Annotated in this window: 17 protein-coding genes; 3 read left to right on the top strand and 14 right to left on the bottom strand. The window is 71.9% G+C overall.

Annotated features, from left to right (window positions below; genetic code table 11):
- Positions 1-76: 76 nt before the first annotated feature.
- The 5 genes from ACFW9O_RS01520 to ACFW9O_RS01500 form a co-directional block, all read right to left on the bottom strand.
- On the bottom strand, positions 77-1,429 hold the full coding sequence (locus ACFW9O_RS01520; protein WP_384603817.1) for an OFA family MFS transporter: 1,353 nt from the start codon (positions 1,427-1,429) through the stop codon (positions 77-79).
- Between the two features lie 116 nt (positions 1,430-1,545).
- Positions 1,546-1,845 carry a zf-TFIIB domain-containing protein gene (locus ACFW9O_RS01515; protein WP_351180772.1) on the bottom strand — a complete coding sequence of 100 codons (300 nt, stop codon included), beginning with the start codon at positions 1,843-1,845 and terminating at the stop codon, positions 1,546-1,548.
- A 65-nt stretch (positions 1,846-1,910) separates the two neighbouring features.
- Positions 1,911-2,933, bottom strand: coding sequence for a phosphotransferase (locus ACFW9O_RS01510; RefSeq protein WP_384603814.1), 1,023 nt, complete (start codon positions 2,931-2,933; stop codon positions 1,911-1,913).
- A gap of 232 nt (positions 2,934-3,165) precedes the next feature.
- A complete protein-coding gene (locus ACFW9O_RS01505; protein WP_329212877.1) occupies positions 3,166-3,372 on the bottom strand; it encodes a hypothetical protein in 207 nt (68 codons plus the stop codon).
- Between the two features lie 188 nt (positions 3,373-3,560).
- The gene (locus ACFW9O_RS01500) at positions 3,561-3,818 is read right to left on the bottom strand and encodes a hypothetical protein (RefSeq protein ID WP_329212876.1); all 258 of its coding nucleotides are present in this window, start codon (positions 3,816-3,818) and stop codon (positions 3,561-3,563) included.
- 205 nt (positions 3,819-4,023) lie between these two features.
- Here ACFW9O_RS01500 and ACFW9O_RS01495 point away from each other — a divergent pair, with 205 nt between their 5' ends.
- Positions 4,024-5,370 (top strand): serine/threonine-protein kinase, encoded by a 1,347-nt coding sequence (locus tag ACFW9O_RS01495; protein WP_384603811.1) that lies wholly within the window; start codon positions 4,024-4,026, stop codon positions 5,368-5,370.
- Here the strand turns inward: ACFW9O_RS01495 and ACFW9O_RS01490 are convergent.
- The 8 genes from ACFW9O_RS01490 to ACFW9O_RS01455 all read right to left on the bottom strand — a co-directional run bounded on the left by ACFW9O_RS01490 (position 5,343) and on the right by ACFW9O_RS01455 (position 16,271).
- A complete protein-coding gene (locus ACFW9O_RS01490; protein ID WP_384603808.1) occupies positions 5,343-6,167 on the bottom strand; it encodes a TrmH family RNA methyltransferase in 825 nt (274 codons plus the stop codon). The genes ACFW9O_RS01495 and ACFW9O_RS01490 overlap by 28 nt on opposite strands.
- Positions 6,160-7,425 (bottom strand): uroporphyrinogen-III C-methyltransferase, encoded by a 1,266-nt coding sequence (cobA, locus tag ACFW9O_RS01485; RefSeq protein WP_384603805.1) that lies wholly within the window; start codon positions 7,423-7,425, stop codon positions 6,160-6,162. Before cobA ends, ACFW9O_RS01490 begins: the two co-directional genes overlap by 8 nt.
- A 283-nt stretch (positions 7,426-7,708) precedes the next feature.
- Positions 7,709-11,122 (bottom strand): nicotinate-nucleotide--dimethylbenzimidazole phosphoribosyltransferase, encoded by a 3,414-nt coding sequence (gene cobT, locus ACFW9O_RS01480; RefSeq protein WP_384603802.1) that lies wholly within the window; start codon positions 11,120-11,122, stop codon positions 7,709-7,711.
- Positions 11,123-11,455: 333 nt separating this feature from the next.
- Entirely contained in the window at positions 11,456-12,682 is a 1,227-nt protein-coding gene (cbiE, locus tag ACFW9O_RS01475) for a precorrin-6y C5,15-methyltransferase (decarboxylating) subunit CbiE (RefSeq protein WP_351180460.1), read from the bottom strand.
- 122 nt (positions 12,683-12,804) lie between these two features.
- Positions 12,805-13,491: a GNAT family N-acetyltransferase gene (locus tag ACFW9O_RS01470; protein WP_351180463.1), complete on the bottom strand. Its 687-nt coding sequence runs from the start codon at positions 13,489-13,491 to the stop codon at positions 12,805-12,807.
- Positions 13,492-13,593: 102 nt separating this feature from the next.
- Positions 13,594-14,460: a MetQ/NlpA family ABC transporter substrate-binding protein gene (locus tag ACFW9O_RS01465; protein ID WP_384603799.1), complete on the bottom strand. Its 867-nt coding sequence runs from the start codon at positions 14,458-14,460 to the stop codon at positions 13,594-13,596.
- A gap of 72 nt (positions 14,461-14,532) precedes the next feature.
- Positions 14,533-15,204 carry a methionine ABC transporter permease gene (locus ACFW9O_RS01460; RefSeq protein WP_329212868.1) on the bottom strand — a complete coding sequence of 224 codons (672 nt, stop codon included), beginning with the start codon at positions 15,202-15,204 and terminating at the stop codon, positions 14,533-14,535.
- Complete coding sequence (locus tag ACFW9O_RS01455) at positions 15,201-16,271, bottom strand: methionine ABC transporter ATP-binding protein (protein ID WP_384603795.1); 1,071 nt, start codon at positions 16,269-16,271, stop codon at positions 15,201-15,203. The genes ACFW9O_RS01460 and ACFW9O_RS01455 overlap by 4 nt, the downstream gene beginning before the upstream one ends.
- A 612-nt stretch (positions 16,272-16,883) precedes the next feature.
- On the opposite strand from ACFW9O_RS01455, the gene ACFW9O_RS01450 reads away from it, so the two are divergent.
- Both ACFW9O_RS01450 and ACFW9O_RS01445 read left to right on the top strand, forming a co-directional pair.
- Positions 16,884-17,243: a hypothetical protein gene (locus ACFW9O_RS01450; RefSeq protein ID WP_351170725.1), complete on the top strand. Its 360-nt coding sequence runs from the start codon at positions 16,884-16,886 to the stop codon at positions 17,241-17,243.
- Positions 17,244-17,245: 2 nt separating this feature from the next.
- Positions 17,246-17,698, top strand: a complete 453-nt coding sequence (locus ACFW9O_RS01445) for a hypothetical protein (RefSeq protein ID WP_351170723.1) — start codon at positions 17,246-17,248, stop codon at positions 17,696-17,698.
- Between the two features lie 22 nt (positions 17,699-17,720).
- Here the strand turns inward: ACFW9O_RS01445 and ACFW9O_RS01440 are convergent, their stop codons facing one another.
- A complete protein-coding gene (locus ACFW9O_RS01440) occupies positions 17,721-18,224 on the bottom strand; it encodes a GNAT family N-acetyltransferase (protein ID WP_351170721.1) in 504 nt (167 codons plus the stop codon).
- Positions 18,225-18,242 lie beyond the last annotated feature (18 nt).

The raw sequence follows: 18,242 nt of genomic DNA, 5'->3' as shown, positions 1-18,242 counted from the left end.
GGCCTTGCGGGCCAGTTCGTACAGCCCGTAGCCGAAGGGCACGGCGACCCAGAGCCAGACGAGGACCATGAGCGGCTTACGACTCCTGGTGGACACGGGGGCTGCTCCCTTCCGGGGTCTCGTGGAAGCGCGGATGGACGGGGCGGATGCACTCGTTGGCGACGAAGCCGATGACGAGCAGCCCGATCATGATGGTCAGGGAGGTCGTGTAGAGGCTGGGTCCGCTGTGTCCGGCGCGCTCCCCCGCGTCGGCGACCCTGTTGACGATCAGCGGACCGAGTACGCCCGCCGTGGACCAGGCGGTCAGCAGCCGGCCGTGGATGGCTCCGACCTGGTACGTGCCGAAGAGGTCCCTCAGGTAGGCGGGAGCGGTCGCGAACCCTCCTCCGTAGAAGGAGAGGATCACCAGCGCGCAGCAGATGAAGAGCGGCTTGGAGTCGTTGCCGAGCCGGTCGATCATCACGTACATCAGCGCGCCGACACCGAGGTAGACGCGGTACATGTTCTTGCGGCCGATCAGGTCCGAGGTGGAGGACCACAGAAGACGGCCGCCCATGTTGGCCAGCGAGAGCAGGGCGACGAAGCCCGCCGCGGCGGAGACCGACACCGGGGTGGAGGTGTCCGTGAAGAAGTCCTGGATCATCGGCACGGCCTTCTCGAGGATGCCGATGCCCGCGGTGACGTTCATGCACAGGACCACCCACAGGCACCAGAACTGCGGTGTGCGCAGGGCGTTGCGCGCCGAGACCTGGGCGTTGGTGACGAGCCTGCGGGTTTCCTGCTTCGGCTCCCAGCCGTCGGGGAGCCAGCCGTCCGGCGGCACCCGCACCAGGAGGACGCCGAGCGCCATGAACGCCGCGTAGACGACGCCGTGGACGAGGAAGGCGCTCGCGATGCCGGAGCGGTCCGTACCGAAGCTCTCGAGCATGCCCGTGGACCAGGGCGAGGCGATGAGGGCACCGCCGCCGAAGCCCATGATGGCGATGCCCGTGGCCATGCCGGGGCGGTCGGGGAACCACTTGATGAGGGTGGAGACCGGGGAGATGTAGCCGATGCCGAGCCCGATCCCGCCGATGAAGCCGTAGCCGAGGACGACGAGCCAGTACTGGCCGGTGGCCGCACCGAGGGCGGCGACGAGGAAGCCGGAGGAGAAGCAGACGAGGGAGACGAACATCGCCCAGCGGGGACCGTTGCGTTCGACGAGGGTGCCGCCGAAGGCCGCGGAGAGACCCAGCATCACGATGCCCAGCTGGAACGGGAGGGCGCTTCCGGTGCCTGACAGCCCGAGGGCGGATTCGAGTGGGGGCTTGAACACGCTCCAGGCGTAGGCCTGTCCGATGGAGAGGTGTACGGCGAGCGCGGCGGGTGGCACGAGCCAGCGGCTCCAGCCCGGGGGTGCGACAGTTCGGGACCTGTCGAGGAAGTTCATGGCCCCGCACTCTAGGCAGCGATCATGCCCATGACTAGATCAAAACCGAACTTCGTCGACGGTATGCAATGCGGCGCGACGGGCCCGGACGCAACGCGCCCGGGCCCCGCAGGGATTCAGGAGGAGAAGAGCATCCGGCCGAAGCTCTTCTGGCGGTGGTGTCCGTGGTGCCCCTGGTGCGGCGCACCCCACGCGGGAGCCGGGGCCGCGGGGTACGCCTGCGGGGCGGCGGGGTACGCCTGGGGGGCGGGCGGAGCGGGCGGGGCCTGCTGCGACCACTGCGACTCGAGGCGGGTCAGGGACTCCAGCTCGCCGTAGTCGAGGAATATGCCGCGGCAGCCGGTGCACTGCTCGATCTGGACACCGTTGCGGTTGTACGTGTTCATCTGGGCGTGGCACTTGGGACACTGGATCATCGGGCCGGCTCCTCACCGTCGTTTCGATGTCGCCGGAATGCATGCCCGGCGGCAGTCGGTTCACCCTACGACGAGGGCTCGGGTGTCAACTCGGGCGGGAGGGACGCAATTCGGACACACGCGTCGATCATCAACTGTTCCACCTCATCCGGACTTCGGCCCTCCGCCGCGGACTTGGCGAAGGCGAGCGCCGCCGTCTGCACCGTGAGCGCGCGCGCGGCGACGTCCAGGTCGGGCCACGGGTCCCCCTCGGCGCGTACGGCGGGGCCGCCCGCGGCCCGGTAGGCGTCCAGGAAGCGCAGCCAGACCTCGGGGTCCAGCAGCCCCGCCGCATACCAGGCGGCGGGGCGCGCCAGGTCCCAGGCGGGGTCGCCGAGGCCCGCGTCGTCGACGTCGATCAGCAACCAGGGGCCGTTCGGGGCCGGGTGGCGGACGAGCTGGCCGAGGTGCAGGTCTCCGTGGCAGACGAAGCGGGCCCGGAGCCCGGTGGACGGCGCCTCGTCACGGGCCCAGGCGGGCAGGCCGCGCCAGGCGGCGAGGACCGGAGCGGTGTCCGGGTCGCCGGGCCGGGCGGCACGCATCCGCGCGACGGCCCGGGCGGCCTTGGCGGGTCCGCGCATGGGCGGCAGCGGATGGGGCGGCGGGGTGCGGTGCAGCCGGGCCAGGAGGGTGCCCGCCTCCTCCCAGGGAGCGGCGTCGGGGTCCGAGGGGTCGACGGGTTCGCCGTGCGGCCAGAGGCTGACGGGGCGGCCGTCGGGCGTCATCCCGAGGAGGGCAGCCGGGGGCGCGCCCGGCGCCGGGCGGCGCGCCGCGGTTTCCGGCGCCTGACGGGGTGCGGGGACCGGCAGGGGCGGGAGCAGGACGCCCGTGAGGAGCGGTGCCGCGGCCAGGGCGAGACGGTCCGCCAGGTCCGGCCGGTCGGTGTCCGGGGCGTGCGCCTTGGCGACCACCGGCCCCCTGCGGACCACTGTTCCGTCGGGCCGGTCCGCGAGCACCCGGGGCGGCGGGCAGTCGCACGCGGCGGCACAGGCACGGCCGCCGGCGTGGGCGAGGTCGCCCAGTACGCGTGCGACAGGGGTGGTGGTCATCGGTTCGGCTCCCCCGGCGGTGATCGGCCGGCCCTGCGACCGGTCCCGGCGACGAGCGTACGGGGCGCCCGGCCGGAGGCCGCCCGGCAGCCCGAAGGGGTCCGGACAGCGCGATGTCCGGCCAGCTCCCCAGCTGGCCGGACAAACGCTGCCGTCCGCCGCACCCCCGTCCCCACGGGGTTGTTGGCCGGATGTCCTGGTCCGGACCGCTCTTCCGGACCCGGGGCGCCGCTCAGCGCCCCAGCATCACGCCCACGGACGACGCTTGTGTGACCACTGCGTCCCAGCCGCCGAAGACGACTACGAGCAGGGCCGCCAGGGGAAGGACCATGGCTGTCGCCACCAGGGGGTGGCGCGTACCGGACGGGCGTGCACCGAACGAGGCGTAGGCCCTGCGTCCCTGTGCGCGGATCATGGTCCGCGTTGCCGTGTCCGCCATGGTTCCTCTCCTGACCTGTTTCGGAGCGGCGGGCGTTCGACCTCGGGGGACGAGTTCTGCGCCCGCCGCTTGACTTCAACATTAGGGAGGCGGAAGCCCTCGGGCGTCATGCCCGCGTACCGAATACCGGGCCTCCCGGAGGATGAGCCGTCGGCATTCGGTGTACTCCCCTGGGTGGAGACGCGGCGCTAGGCCTTGGGGTCTTCCCGGAGGGGACGCTCGGAATCGTCCTCCCTCGGTACCGGTTGTTCGACCAGGGCGAGCACCCTGGTCGCCATGAAGCGGGCGGTTCGGACAACTGATCCACTTCGGGTGACTTCGCTCACTTCGACCACCCCTCGACGGACTGCTGTCTCCACCCGGCGGCCTGCCCTGGAGGCCACCACCTCGTACGTCCGAGTCGTGTCTCCCGCGTCCACGACTATCTCCACGCGATCGCCCTTCATTGATCCAATCCCCCTTCTGCGACGGTCCTTTGAGATCTCGCACGGGCCACAGGGCCTGGATCTCCGGCTCCCTGACCACTCCTCAATTCTCTCACCGGGCACTGACAATCGATGGGCCGGCGAGGGCGCGGCCTCTGAGCGCGCCGCGCCACGGGTACGTAAGCTGTGCCTCGTCAGGCGGACCGGCAGCGGGGATGGGCAGACGATGGCGATGATGCGGCTCCGGCGCGAGGACCCGCGTGTCGTCGGCTCGTTCAGGCTGCACCGGCGGCTCGGCGCGGGCGGCATGGGTGTGGTCTATCTGGGTTCCGACCGCAGGGGCCAGCGGGTGGCGCTCAAGGTGATCCGGCCTGATCTGGCGGAGGACCAGGAGTTCCGTTCGCGCTTCGCGCGCGAGGTGTCCGCCGCCCGCCGGATCCGCGGCGGCTGTACGGCGCGTCTGGTGGCCGCCGATCTGGAGGCGGACCGCCCGTGGTTCGCGACGCAGTACGTCCCGGGGCCTTCGCTGCACGACAAGGTCGTCGAGGAGGGGCCGCTGTCGGCGGCCGAGGTGGCCTCGATCGGTGCGGCGCTGTCCGAAGGGCTGGTGGCGGTGCACGAGGCCGGGGTGGTTCACCGTGACCTGAAGCCGTCGAACATCCTCCTCTCCCCCAAGGGCCCCCGGATCATCGACTTCGGTATCGCGTGGGCGACCGGGGCGAGCACGCTCACGCATGTCGGGACGGCCGTCGGTTCGCCGGGCTTCCTGGCGCCCGAGCAGGTGCGGGGCGCCGCGGTGACGCCCGCCACCGACGTGTTCTCGCTGGGCGCCACCCTGGCGTACGCGGCGATGGCCGACTCGCCCTTCGGGCACGGCAGTTCCGAGGTGATGCTCTACCGCGTGGTGCACGAGGAGCCGCATCTCTTCGAGGTGCACGACGCGCTCGCTCCGCTGGTGCGCGCCTGTCTGGCGAAGGACCCGGAGGAGCGGCCGAGCACGCTGCAGCTCTCGATGCGGCTCAAGGAGATCGCCGCGCGCGAGGCGCAGGGACTGCAGGAGCGCAGGCCGCCCGCCCAGCGGGCCGAGCAGGAGCTGGACCGGCCGACCGGTCTCCTCGACGGCCCGTACACCGAGCAGCACACCCGGCGTGCGGCGGCCGGCCCCACTCCGGCGCCCCGTCCCGCGGCCGGGCGTCCCTCGTCGTCGCGCTCGGCGGCGCCCCGTACCGGTGGCTCACGCCCCCAGGCGGCGCGCGGCACCGGGCACTCCGGGAAGCGTCCGCAGGGCACCACCGGAACGAACGGCCGTCCGGGCACCCGCCCCGGGGTCCGGACGACCTCCGCCGGGAAGGGCGGCAAGCGGCGGCCAGCCAATCCACGGCTGCTGCGCCAGCGGCTCGTCGTGTTCGTCGTCGTGACCCTGCTCGTGGCGCTGGGGATCGCGGCCGCGCAGGGCTGCCAGGGCCCCTCGCAAGGGCTGGGCGGCACGCCGTCCCCGGCCCACGACGCGTACCGGGCCGCGGATCAGCAGGGGGCGCGGTCCGGTCAGGCGGAGACGGGACGCGTCGCGTAGAAGGCGACGGCCGAGGCCGCGGCGACGTTGAGCGAGTCGACTCCGGCGTCCATGGGGATGCGGACGTGTTCGTCCGCGGCGGCCAGCGCCGCCGGGGTGAGCCCGTCCCCCTCGGTGCCGAAGACGAGCGCGAGCCTCTCGTACCGACGTGCGGCCAGGGCGTCCAGGGTGATCGACTGGTCGCTGAGGCAGAGCGCGGCCGTGGTGAAGCCGGCCGAGCGGAGCAGGTCGAGGTCCTCGGGCCATGAACCGAGCCTGGTCCACGGGACCAGGAAGACGGACCCCATCGACACCTTCACCGCCCGCCGGTACAGGGGGTCGGCGCAGCGCGGGGTGAGGAGGACGGCGTCGACGCCGAGTGCTGCCGCATTGCGGAAGGCCGCTCCGAGATTGGCGTGGTCGACGATGTCCTCGAAGACGGCCACCCGGCGGACGTTCCCGGACTCCGGGGCCAGGAGGGAGCTCACGTCGGGAAGCGGTTTGCGCTGCATGGAGGCGAGCGCTCCGCGGTGCACGTGATAGCCGGTGACGCGTTCGGCGAGCTCCGGTGTGACCGCGTACACGGGTGCGCGGGCCTCGTCGATGACATCGCGCATCACGTCGACCCACTTGGCGGACAGCAGCATGGACCGCATCTCGTACCCGGCGTCCGCGGCCCGTCTGATGACCTTCTCGCCCTCGGCGATGAAGAGACCTTCGGCGGGCTCCCGGCGGCGCCGGAGTTCGACGTCCGTGAGGCCCGTGTAGTCGCTCAGCCGCGGGTCGTCGGGGTCGTCGATCGTGATGAGTTCAGCCACGGGACGATGCTTCCCCACCGGTGACCGGGCCGGTACCGACGCCGACGACGGCGCCGATGACGATCACGGCGGGCGGACGCACGTCCTCCGCGACGACCCGCTCCCCGACGTCTGCGAGGGTCGCGTCGACCCTGCGCTGAGCGGCCGTGGTGCCCTCCTGGACCAGGGCGACCGGGGTGTCGGGGGACTTGCCGTGGGAGATGAGCGCACGGGCGATGGCGCCGATCTTGTCGACGGCCATCAGGAGGACGAGGGTGCCGCGCAGCTGCGCGAGGGCCTCCCAGTCGACCAGTGAGCGCGGATCCTCGGGGGCCACGTGCCCGCTGACCACGGTGAACTCATGGGCGACTCCGCGGTGCGTGACAGGGATGCCGGCCGCCCCCGGTACGGAGATCGAACTGGAGATGCCGGGGACGACGGTGCAGGCGATGCCTTCGGCGGCGAGCGCCTGGGCCTCCTCCATACCGCGGCCGAACACGAAGGGGTCGCCCCCCTTGAGCCGGACGACGGCCTTGCCCGCCTTGGCGTGGTCGATCAGCGCCTGGTTGATCGCCTCCTGCGCCATGTAGCGGCCGTACGGGATCTTCGCCGCGTCGATCACCTCGACGTGCGGCGGGAGTTCGTCGAGCAGATCGCGGGGACCGAGCCGGTCGGCGATGACCACATCGGCCTCGGCCAGGAGGCGCCGGCCCCGGACCGTGATCAGGTCGGGGTCGCCCGGACCGCCGCCGACCAGCGCGACGCCGGGGGCACGGGTGCGGTGGTGCGGGGCGGCGAGGGTGCCGTCGCGCAGGCCCTCGACGATCGCGTCGCGGACCGCGGCGGAGTGGCGCGGGTCCCGGCCCTGCGAGGTGGTGGTGAGGACGGCGACCGTGATGCCCTCGCTGCGGCCGGTGGCCGGTGTCCAGGCGGTTGCCGCCTCCGCGTCGTCGCTGCGGACGCACCAGGTGCGGGTGCGCTCCGCCTCGGCGGACGCGGCGTCGTTGGCTGCGGCGTCGCTGGACGCGACCAGGGCGTACCAGGTGTCCGCGAGGTCGCCGTCCTCGTACCGGCGGCGCTCCCAGCGGATCTCACCGGCGTCCGCCATCGCCTCGACCGACGGGGTGGCGGACGGGGAGACCAGGGTGATGTCGGCGCCGGCCGCGATGAGGGCGGGCAGCCGGCGCTGCGCGACCTGGCCGCCGCCGACTACGACGACGCGGCGCCCGGTCAGGCGCAGTCCGACGGGGTAGGCAGGGTGATCGTCGTGCTCGGCCATGGCGGTGCGGGCTCCTCGCAGGGTGCGGTGTGCTGCGGGCCGCTGCGGCGGTGGAGCGGCTGTGACATGAGGCTGTGACGTGTGGCTGTGACGTGTGGAACCACGATACGGGGTGGTGGGGGCGGGGGCCGGTGGGCGGTGCGGGGTCCGGTCCGGGCGCCCGCGGCGGGCCCGTTCCCTGCCCGCCCTGCCGGTGAAGGGACTCCGCCCTTCCCCGGCCGTTCCCGCACAGGCGGTACCGGTCCCACCGGGTGGGACCGGTACTCCCGCGGTGCGGTGCCCGCTACTTCTCGGTGACTCCGGCCGAGTCGAACGTCGCCACGTCGTGCATCGCGCGGGCCGCGCTCTGCACGATCGGCAGTGCGAGCAGGGCGCCCGTGCCCTCACCGAGCCTGAGGTCCAGGTCGATCAGCGGGCGCAGGCCCAGCTTGTTGAGGGCGGCGACATGGCCCGGTTCCGCGCTGCGGTGTCCGGCGATGCAGGCGGCGAGCGCCTCGGGGGCGATCGCACGGGCGACCAGGGCAGCCGCGCCCGCGCTCACACCGTCGAGGATGACGGGTGTGCGGAGCGAAGCGCCACCCAGCAGGAAGCCCGCCATCGCGGCGTGCTCGAGGCCGCCGACGGCGGCCAGCACGCCGATCGGGTCGGCCGGGTCGGGCTGGTGCAGCTCCAGGCCGCGCCGGACCACATCGACCTTGCGGGCGTGCATCTCGTCGTTGATCCCGGTGCCCCGCCCGGTCACCTCGGCCGGGTCCATGCCCGTGTACACGCAGATCAGGGCCGCCGACGCGGTGGTGTTGGCGATGCCCATCTCACCGGTGAGGAGGCCCTTGTTGCCTGCGGCCACCAGGTCCCGCGCGGTCTCGATGCCGACCTCGATCGCCGCGAGGACCTCCTCGCGGGTGAGCGCGGGGCCCGTCGTGAAGTCGGCCGTCCCCGGGCGTACCTTCCGGGGAAGGAGGCCGGGTGTCGAGGGCAGGTCGGAGGCGACTCCGACGTCGACCACACAGACCTCGGCGCCGACCTGGGCCGCGAACGCGTTGCACACGGCTCCGCCGCCCAGGAAGTTGGCGACCATCTGGCCCGTGACCTCCTGCGGCCACGCCGTGACGCCCTGGGCGTGCACCCCGTGGTCACCGGCGAAGATCGCGACGGCGGCGGGCTCCGGAACCGGCGGGGGGCAGATCCGCGAGAGCCCGGACAGCTGGGCGGAGATGATCTCCAGCATGCCGAGCGCGCCCGCGGGCTTCGTCATCCGCTTCTGGCGTTCCCAGGCCTCGCCGAGCGCCTTCGCGTCCAGCGGGCGGATGCTCGCGATGGTGTCCTGCAGGAGGTCGTGCGGCTCCTCCCCCGGCAGGGCACGGCGGCCGTACGTCTCCTCGTGCACGACCCAGGACAGCGGGCGGCGCTTGGACCAGCCCGCCTGCATCAGCTCGGGTTCCTCGGGGAACTCGTCGACGTAACCGACGCAGAGGTACGCGACGACTTCGAGGTGATCGGGCAGGCCGAGGGCGCGGACCATCTCACGCTCGTCGAAGAAGCTGACCCAGCCGACTCCGAGGCCCTCGGCGCGGGCGGCCAGCCACAGGTTCTCGACGGCGAGCGCCGAGGAGTACGGGGCCATCTGCGGCTGGGTGTGGCGGCCGAGGGTGTGGCGGCCGCCGCGGGTGGGATCCGCGGTGACGACGATGTTCACCGGAGTGTCGAGGATGGCCTCGATCTTCAGTTCCTTGAACTGCTTGGCCCTGGCCTTGGGGAGCGACTTGGCGTACGCCTCCCGCTGGCGCTGGGCCAGTTCGTGCATCGACCGGCGGGTCTCCGCGGAGCGGATGACCACGAAGTCCCAGGGCTGGGAGTGACCGACGCTCGGTGCGGTGTGCGCTGCTTCGAGCACACGGAGCAGGACCTCGTGCGGGATGGGGTCGCTGCGGAATCCGTTGCGGATGTCGCGGCGTTCGCGGATGACCTTGAGGACGGCTTCGCGCTCGGCGTCGTCGTAGCCGGGGGCGGGCGGGGTCACGGGCGACGGCTCGACGGGCTCGGGGGCCGACTCGGCGACCACGGCCCCGGTGGGAGCCTCTTCCGCGGACATCCCCTCGGCCCTGCGGGGCTCGGCGTCCGTCGTCACGGCCTCGGGCGCCGCGCCGCCCGCGAGTTCGGTGGCCGGAGCACCCACGGCGGGGGCCTCCAGGGCGGGAGTCTCGATGATCTCCGGTCCGGTGCCCGGTTCGGCCTCGGCCTGCACGGGAAGTTCGGCTTGCGGTACGGGGACGGGCTCCGCGACGGGCTCGGGCTCGGACTCCACGGCGGGTTCCGGCGTCACGAGCGCGGCCGGCTCGGGGTCCGGCACGGCAACCGGCTCGGGCTCGGGCTCGACAACCGGCTCGGCGAGCGCGACGGGTTCCGCCACGAGGGCCGGTTCGGCAACGGTGACCGGCTCGACCGGGGCGACGACGTCCGGCTCCTCGACCGCCTGTTCGGGCTCGGGGGCGTCCACCGGTACGGGGTCGACGGCCACCACGGGAGCAGTGGGCTCCGGCTCGGTCGGCGCCACGGGTTCCGGGGCCGCCTCGGGCTCGAACGCGACCGGAGCAGCCGGGGCGACCGCGAAGGGCTCCCGGTCGACGACCTCGTCGGGCCGGACCTCCTCGGCCGTCAGAGCAACGGCTTCCGGCAGTACGGGGTCGGGTGCCGGGGCAGCGGGCGTCGGGGCGAGGTGCGGAGTCGTCGGGAGGAAGCCTTCCACCGGCACGAACTGCCCCATGGGCTCGGCTGCGGCAGTTTCGACCGGCGCGTCCAGGGGCGTCAGGAGGGAAATTCCCTCAGCACCCCCGTCAGGCAGACCGGCAATCCCGGTCTGCGCCTCCGCGGGCACCTCCGGTGCCGCCTCGGCCACGGGTTCCGGGGCCACTTGTTCCGGGGCGGCCGGTTCCGGGGCGGCCGGTTCTGCGGGAACGGCAGGGACGGGTTCGGGCCGGAAGGCCTGCTCGGGCGCCTGCGCGCCCCACGGGTCGCCGAGCTGGGGCGGGATCTCGCCCAGCTGCGGGCCGGGCAGCGGGGCCTGGTCGTCCGCCGGGATGTCGAAGTACTCGGGACCCGTCGTCGGCGGCCCGGCGTGCCGTGCGGGCATCGGGCTCTGCGGGGCACCGGCCGGGCCGCGGTCGGCGAGCGAGCGCACGACGCCGCCGCTCGGCGAACCGCCGTAGGAGGGAGCGTCGCCCGAGGCGGGGCCTCGGTGCAGTGGGCGCCGCGTCGGGGCGGAGGCCTGGGCGGCCACGGGGACCTGGACGGGAGTCTGCACCGGGGCCGGGGCGGGAATCCGTACCCCGTTGAGGTCGACGGAGCCGGAGTCACGGCCTCCGGACTCGTGGGTGCCGGCCGTGGACGTCTGCGCCTCGGCGGCGTACAGGGGCTGACCCTGCGCCGGCACATGCGCGTGGTGCTGCGACTGGAAGGCGGACTGCTGCCCTGCCGACTGCTCGGGCAGACCCGACGGCGCGGGCGCCGGTGCCGGGGCGGCGGGTGCGTCGCTCCAGGCGCCCTGGGGCGCGGGCATCAGCAGAAGGTCTTCGTCCTCGGGTGCGTGCTCGGAGGGGTCGAGGTAGGCGTACGCGTCCGGAGCGGGGATGCCCGGCTGCGCCACCATGCCTGCGTTCTCCGGCAGTCCCTCGCCCGGGATCTGGCCGGTGTCAGTCATGCGTACCCCTCGCCCATCGTCAGTGCTCCTTCGGCCCTTCGCCCGGGATGCCCGAACCACGGCACGCCGGTGCTCGTCAACAAGAACGAGCGGGCTCGCCGCGCGGCACGAAACGCGCGCGGAGCTATACATTCTCGCGGTCGTTCGCCGCCGCGACACGCAGTTCCGTCACGGCTCGCTGTGGACTGCGCCACGTTGCGCGTCCCCCGGTCTCGCTGTACCACATCGCGGACCAAAACGGGCCACTTTTCCGGACATTGACGAACGAAGCGACGAACGGCCGGGCGCGGTACAACAATCGGTCAGCCTACCTCGCGCTCCGTGGCGAGCACCTCAGGGGGCGAGGTCGGAACGGAGCGCCGAGAGCAGGAACACGACGGACCGTTCACGCTCGGTCCAGTCGGAGGTGTCGAGTTCGACGGACTGGAGCAGTGCGCACTCGATGGTGTAGCCGTTCTCCGTGAGTGCCGCCCCGAGGGCTTCGGCCTCGTCCCGGGTGGAGGCATGGGTGACGATGCGCTCCGGGCGGCGGGCGGCGACGGCGGTGACCACGGGAACGCCGCCGCCGCCTATCCGTACGACATCGGGCTCGGGCAGGCGTTCGAGAACGTGCGGGGCCCGGCCGTGGACGACCTGGACCGGGACCTGGAAGGTCCGGGCCGCCGCCGTCGTACGGGTGCAGGCGTCCGGGTCGCTGTCCACGGCCAGGACCGCCGCGCCGAAGCGGGCGGCCTCCACCGCGAGGGCGCCGCCGCCGCAGCCGATGTCCCAGACCAGGTCGCCGGTGCGCGGGCCGAGGCGGGCCAGCTGGGCGGCCCGCAGGCCGGGCGACTCGCCCTCGCCGGGCTCCGCCCCGACGGGGCCGTAGGTGCCGGCCGGCAGGGCCCAGCCACGGGCTCCCCGTGGCGGGACCGGCTCACGGCCGGCGATCCAGGCGCCCGTGGCGGGACTCTCGGGCCCGCCGCCGATGACGATGACCACGTTCGGGTCGCGCCAGGTGTGGTCGGCGGTCTTGTCGGAGGTGAGGACGGTGACCCGTTCGCGTTCGGTACCGAGTTCCTCGCAGATCACGAAGGTGCGGTGGACGCCTTCCATGAGGAGGGCGAGCTCGGCGGGTCCCGCACCCGGCGAGGTGAGGACGGCGACCTTGTGGTGGGCGCGGCAGACGTTGACCGCGCGGCGCAGGGTGCGCGGGTGGGCCACGACGACCTCTGCGTCGTCCCAGGGCATTCCCGCGCGGGCGAAGGCGGCGGCGACCGAGGAGACGGCGGGGACGACTTCGACCTCCAGGCCGTGCTCGGGTGCGCGCAGGGTGCGTACGACCCCGAAGAAGCCGGGATCGCCGTCGGCGATGACCACGGCGCTGCCGCGGTGGCCGGCGATCCTGCGGGCGGCCAGGTCGATGCTGCCGAGGCGGATCCGTTCGGCGCTCCCGGGGACCTCGGGGAGCGCCAGATGGTGTGCGGCTCCGGCGACGAGCGTGGCGGCCGAGAGCGCGGCCGTTGCCGCTCTGGTCAGTGGCGAGCCGTCCCAGCCGATCACCGTGACCCGGTCGGCCATCGTCGTCAGTCTCCTGGTGTGTCGCAGGCGTGGGCTCTGCGCGGGAGCGGCGGAGCAAGGGTGAGCGTATCCGGTCCGTACCAAGGGCCGGCCAGCGGCTTCCTGGAGTCCGGAGGAGGCCCTCAGTTCCAGTCGTTGTAGGTGCCGTAGCCGCCCGCGTCGGCCAGCTGCTCGGCGACGCCTTCGAGATCCTCCGGGAGGAGCCCCCAGACGATCAGGTCGGTCCTGATGTCCGTCCAGCCGCCGTCCGTGCCGTTCTCGGTCCGGGTGCGCGCTATCCGTGCGTTGCGCAGCACTCCCTCGCTGATGCAGCCCAGCTTCTGGGCGACTTGCTGGGAGGCGGTGTTGTCGGCGGGCGTGCGCAGCTCGATGCGCTCGAAGCCCTGGTCGCGGAAGAGCCACTCGGCGAGGGCCAGGACGGATTCGGTGGCGTAGCCCTCGCCCCGCGCCCAGGGGGCGGTGATGTAGCCGACCTCGGTCGCCAGGGTGCGCCAGTCGGTGTTGAGGAGCCGGACGGAGCCGACGAGGCGCTGGGTGAGGAATTCGGTGACGGCGAAGACGATGCCGTTGCCCTGGGTGCGCTCGGCGGGGGCGATCCTGCGGACCCACCGTTCCGCGTCGACCTGGGTGTAGGGGTGTGGCGCATCGGTCCAGGCGGTGACCAGCTCGTCGTTCATCATTTCGATGTACGCGGGGACGTCCGCCATGTCGAAGGGGCGCAGCACCAACCTGTCCGTGCTGATGGAGATGGACGGGAAGGTGGTATTCATGCGCAGCTCCATGCCGAAGACCGTGTAAAGGCACAGCATGCAGCATCGGGCCGTTGATGTGCATGGCCGGGTCCGCACGGCGGAGCCCCGCACACCCCGGGCGGGGTGTGCGGGGCTCGTGACGCAAGTGGCCCCGGAGGGTCAGGACTTGGCGGGCACCCCGAAGGCGGGGACGATCGAGCCCTGGTAGGTGTCCTCGATGAACTTCTTGACCTCGTCGGAGTTGAGGAGCTTCACGAGCTTCTGGACGCGGGCGTCCTTCTCGTTTCCTTCCTTGACGGCGAGGAAGTTGGCGTACGGGTTGTCGTCGGCGCTCTCCAGCACCAGCGAGTCCTTGCCCGGCTTCAGGTCGGCCTCGATGGCGTAGTTGCCGTTGATGACGGCGGCGTCGACATCGTTCAGGGCGCGGGGCACGGTTGCGGCCTCCAGCTCCTTGAACTCCAGACCCTTCTTGTCCGTGATGTCGCTGAGCTTGGCGCTGGTGCCGACGCCGTCCTTGAGGGTGATCAGTCCGTTCTCGGCGAGCAGCTGGAGCGCGCGGCCCTCGTTGGTGGTGTCGTTGGGCACGGCGACCGTCTGGCCGGCCTTGATGTCCTTGACGTCCTTGATCTTGTTCGAGTAGAGGCCGAGGGGCTCCAGGTGAACGTTGACGACCGGGACGATGTGCGTCTTCTGCTTCTTGTTGAAGTCGTCCAGGTACGGCTTGTGCTGGAAGAAGTTGGCGTCGACCTGGCCGTTCTCCGTGGCGGTGTTCGGCAGGACGTAGTCGGTGAACTCCTTGACCTCCAGCTTGAGGCCCGCCTTGTCCGCCAGGTTCTCCTTGACGAAGTTCAGGATGTCGGCGTGCGGCGTCGGGGACGCGGCGACGACGAGGGCCTTGGAGGTGTCGGCGTTGGCGCCGGTCTCGCCCTTGGCGGCCGGGTCGGAGTCCGTACCGCAGGCGCTGAGGCCGAAGGCGAGGGCGGCGGTGGCGGCGGCTGCAGCGGTGATCTTGATGTTCTTACGCACGAAGAGTGCCTCTTTCCGGTGGTGATGGTGGTGCGCCCGGACAAGGAGTTCGGGCTTCTTGGGGAGGAGAAGTCAGGAGGTGGTGCGGCCCCGGCGGGCCAGCAGGCGTACGGCTCCGTCGCCGATCAGCTGGATCAGGGTCACGATGACGATCAGCAGCACGACGGTGATGAGCATGAACTGGTTGTCGAAGCGCTGGAATCCGTAGGTCACGGCCTTGGAGCCGAGCCCTTCGCCGCCGACCGCGCCGGCCATCGCGGAGTAGCCGATGAGCACGATGACTGTGGTGGTCACACCGGAGACGATCGAGGGCAGCGCCTGCGGGAGCAGGACCTTGCGGACGATCGTGGGGATGGATCCGCCCATCGACTGGACGGCTTCGACGAGCCCGTGGTCGACCTCGCGGATCGCCGTCTCGACGAGGCGCGCGAAGAACGGGATGGCGCCGACGGCGAGGGGCACGATCATCGCCGACGGGCCGATGAAGGTGCCGACGACCCAGGTGGTGAACGGGATCAGGGCGATCAGCAGGATGATGAAGGGCAGCGAGCGGCCGATGTTCACGATCACGCCGATGACCTTGTTGACCACGGTGTTCTGGAGCAGCCCGCCCTTGTCGGTGAGGACCAGCAGAACGCCGAGCGGCAGTCCGCCGAGGACGGTGACGACCGCGGACCACAGCACCATGTAGAGGGTGTCGATGGTTCCCTGGGTGAGCAGTGGCTGCATTTCGGACCAGGTCACTTCGCCACCTCCTTGGTGAGCGGGGCGGGGGTCTGTGCGGGGACGGTGGTGGTGCCGACGGGGCCGCCGTCCACGATCTCGGCCTGGAGGCCCTGCTCCCGGAGGAAGCCGATCGGGACGACGTTCTCCTCGAACCGGCCGGGCAGCTCGATGCGCATCCGGCCGATCTGACGGCCGCCGACGGTGTCCATCGCGGCGCCCAGGATCGAGATGTCGACGTTGTAGGTACGGGAGAGCTGCGAGATCAGCGGCCGGGCCGCGGCCTCGCCGTGGAAGGTGACGTCGACGACCGTGCAGTCGGGGCCGGAGGCCGTGCCCCCCACGGGGAAGAGCTCGTGGGCCAGCTCCGAACCGGGCGTGGCCAGCAGCGTGCCGACGGTGCCCGACTCGACGATGCGGCCCTTCCTCATCAGCGCGGCCGAGTCGCAGATGGTCTTGACGACGTCCATCTCGTGCGTGATGAGCAGCACGGTGAGGCCGAGCTCCTGGTTGAGGTCGCGCAGCAGCTGCAGGATGGAGCGGGTGGTCTCGGGGTCGAGGGCGGAGGTCGCCTCGTCGGAGAGCAGCACCTTCGGGTCGCCGGCCAGGGCGCGGGCGATGCCGACACGCTGCTTCTGACCGCCGGAGAGCTGGCCCGGGTAGGCCTTCGCCTTGTCGGCGAGTCCGACGAGGTCGAGGAGCTCGCGTGCCTTGCGGGTGCGGGTCTGGCCGGAGACGCCGAGGATCTCCAGGGGCAGCTCGACGTTGCCGAGGACGGTGCGTGAGGCCAGCAGGTTGAAGTGCTGGAAGACCATGCCGATACGGCTGCGCGCCTCGCGCAGTTCCTTGCCGGCCCGCTTGCCGCGGCCCGCGAGGGCGGTGAGGTCCTGGCCGGCCACGGTCACGGTGCCGGCGGTGGGGCGTTCCAGCAGGTTGACGCAGCGGATGAGGGAGGACTTTCCGGCGCCGCTCTGTCCGATGACGCCGTATACCTCGCCTTCGCGGACATGGAGGTCCACGCCGTCCAGGGCCGTGACCTCACGGCCGCGTGACTGGTAGACCTTCGTGAGGCCCGAAGTGGTGATCACAGGGGGGTTCCGTCACTGTCGAGTGCACGGCGCGGTGTCCGCCGGGCACGGGGCATTCGTCTGAAGAGACTGTTCTCGGTGGTCTCGTGGTCGACCGTGGGAGTCTCGGCACGGCCGGGCCCGTCGGTGGACGGGGGCGCGGCACATGCCCGGGCGGGCTCGATCCGTTGGCTACGGACGGCGCGGGCTCGGTCTCGCTTCGGGGCGCGAGGCTCAGGCGGGGGCCCTCAGAAGGCGCGCATTCGACACATACAACGAGCACCGGGCGTGGTGATCGCCTCGGTCGCAGGGATGCGGCAGCTCGTCGTGGTCATGGGCCCAAGTAAAACAGACGTCACGTTCCGGAAGATCCAGCTGTCCGGATAGCGGACAGCCGTGGATGGTCGGTACGCGACGCTCGGCCTCCGGTCCCGTTCCCCGCGAGCACCGCTCTGACCTGCGGTGATACGAAGTACCGCCTACCCCCTCCGCAGTGCCCGGCCCGCCCTTGCCGGGCGCCTGCTGTGGTCAAGGCCACGAAGTCCGGACGCCGTGCCGGTCCGGACGCCGGCGCCCGCCCGGGGGGTCGGGGCCGCACGCAGCGGGGCCGGGAGCCCGTAATACCCTCACTGCATGCTTGACGCCCTGACGGTCGCGGTCGCCGTGACCGCGCTCGCCCTCGCCGCCTGGTGCGGTCACGCCGCCTACCGGGACCAGCCCACGAAGGACTGGCACTTCATCGGGATGGCCGTGGTCTCCGTGCTGGCGCTGGCCCAGCTGCTGGTGGGGATCGTGCAGCTGGCCCGGGGTGAGCGGCCCGACCAGGGCATGACGATCTTCATCGCCTATCTGATCGGCGCCTTCGCGGCCGTGCCCGCGGCGGGCTTCCTGTCGCTGAGCGAGCGGACCCGCTGGGGTTCGGTGACGGTGGCGGCGGGCGCGGTCGTGCTGGCCGTGCTCGAAGTACGGCTCTACGACATCTGGGGAAACTGACCGTGACCGACACCGACCGCACCGGGGACTCCGGCGTCTCCCCCGTACCCGCGGGCCCGAAGCCGCAGTTCGAGCTCGGCACCGGGCCCGGACGCGTACTGGTCTGGTTCTACGGGGTGTTCACCGTGGCCGCCGCGTCCCGCTCGATCGTCCAGATGATCCTGGACTTCGACAAGGCGCCGCTGGCCTACGTGCTGTCCGCCGTCGCCGCCGTCGTCTACGGCTTCATCACGTACTCGCTGGTGCGGGGCGGGGAGAAGGCGCGCAGGGCGGCGCTGGTGTGCTGCGCCGCCGAGCTCGCGGGGGTGCTGGTCATCGGCACCTGGACCCTGCTGGAGCCGTCCGCGTTCCCCGATGCCACGGTGTGGTCGGACTTCGGCATGGGCTACCTGTTCATCCCGGTGATCCTGCCGGTCACCGGGATGATCTGGCTGCGCCGCGCGCGGATCGCCTGACGGTCAGGCCTGCCGCGGTCCTTCAGGCACTGGCCACGTAGGCCGGTGCGGCAGCGTCCTTCTCCAGCAGGATCAGACGGACGCCGTCCTCGCCGGTGGCGTTGCCCACCCTGGAGTAACCGGCCTTGCTGTAGAGCCGCAGGTTCGCCTCGCTGCGCTCGCCGGTGTGCAGCCGGAAGCGCCTGGCCGAACGCCCGTCGGCCAGGCCCGATTCCGCGGCGCGCAGCAGACGTGCGCCGAGGCCGTGCCCCTGGAGCCGGGGGTGGACGCAGAGTTTGCCGATGAGGCCCGTACTGTCCCCGTCGGTGAAGCCGCGTACCGAACCGACGACTTCCTCACCGAGCCGGGCCACGAACACCAGGTCCGTGGCGACTTCGCCGCGTACCGATTCGAGGGTCTGGATGAGTGGGTCGATCCGATAGTTGCCGTAGAGCTCAGCCTCGCTCTGGAAGCAGAGGTACTGAAGCTTGAAGATCTGCTCGACGTCCTGTGCTGTCGCCGCCGAGATGGTCACGCTCATGCCCATGTGTGCATGCCTCCCGCT

Source organism: Streptomyces sp. NPDC059499 (assembly GCF_042749285.1).
Lineage (GTDB): Bacteria > Actinomycetota > Actinomycetes > Streptomycetales > Streptomycetaceae > Streptomyces.
The sequence above is the reverse complement of the archived record's forward strand: the minus strand, read 5'-3'. Positions and strand labels throughout refer to the sequence as shown.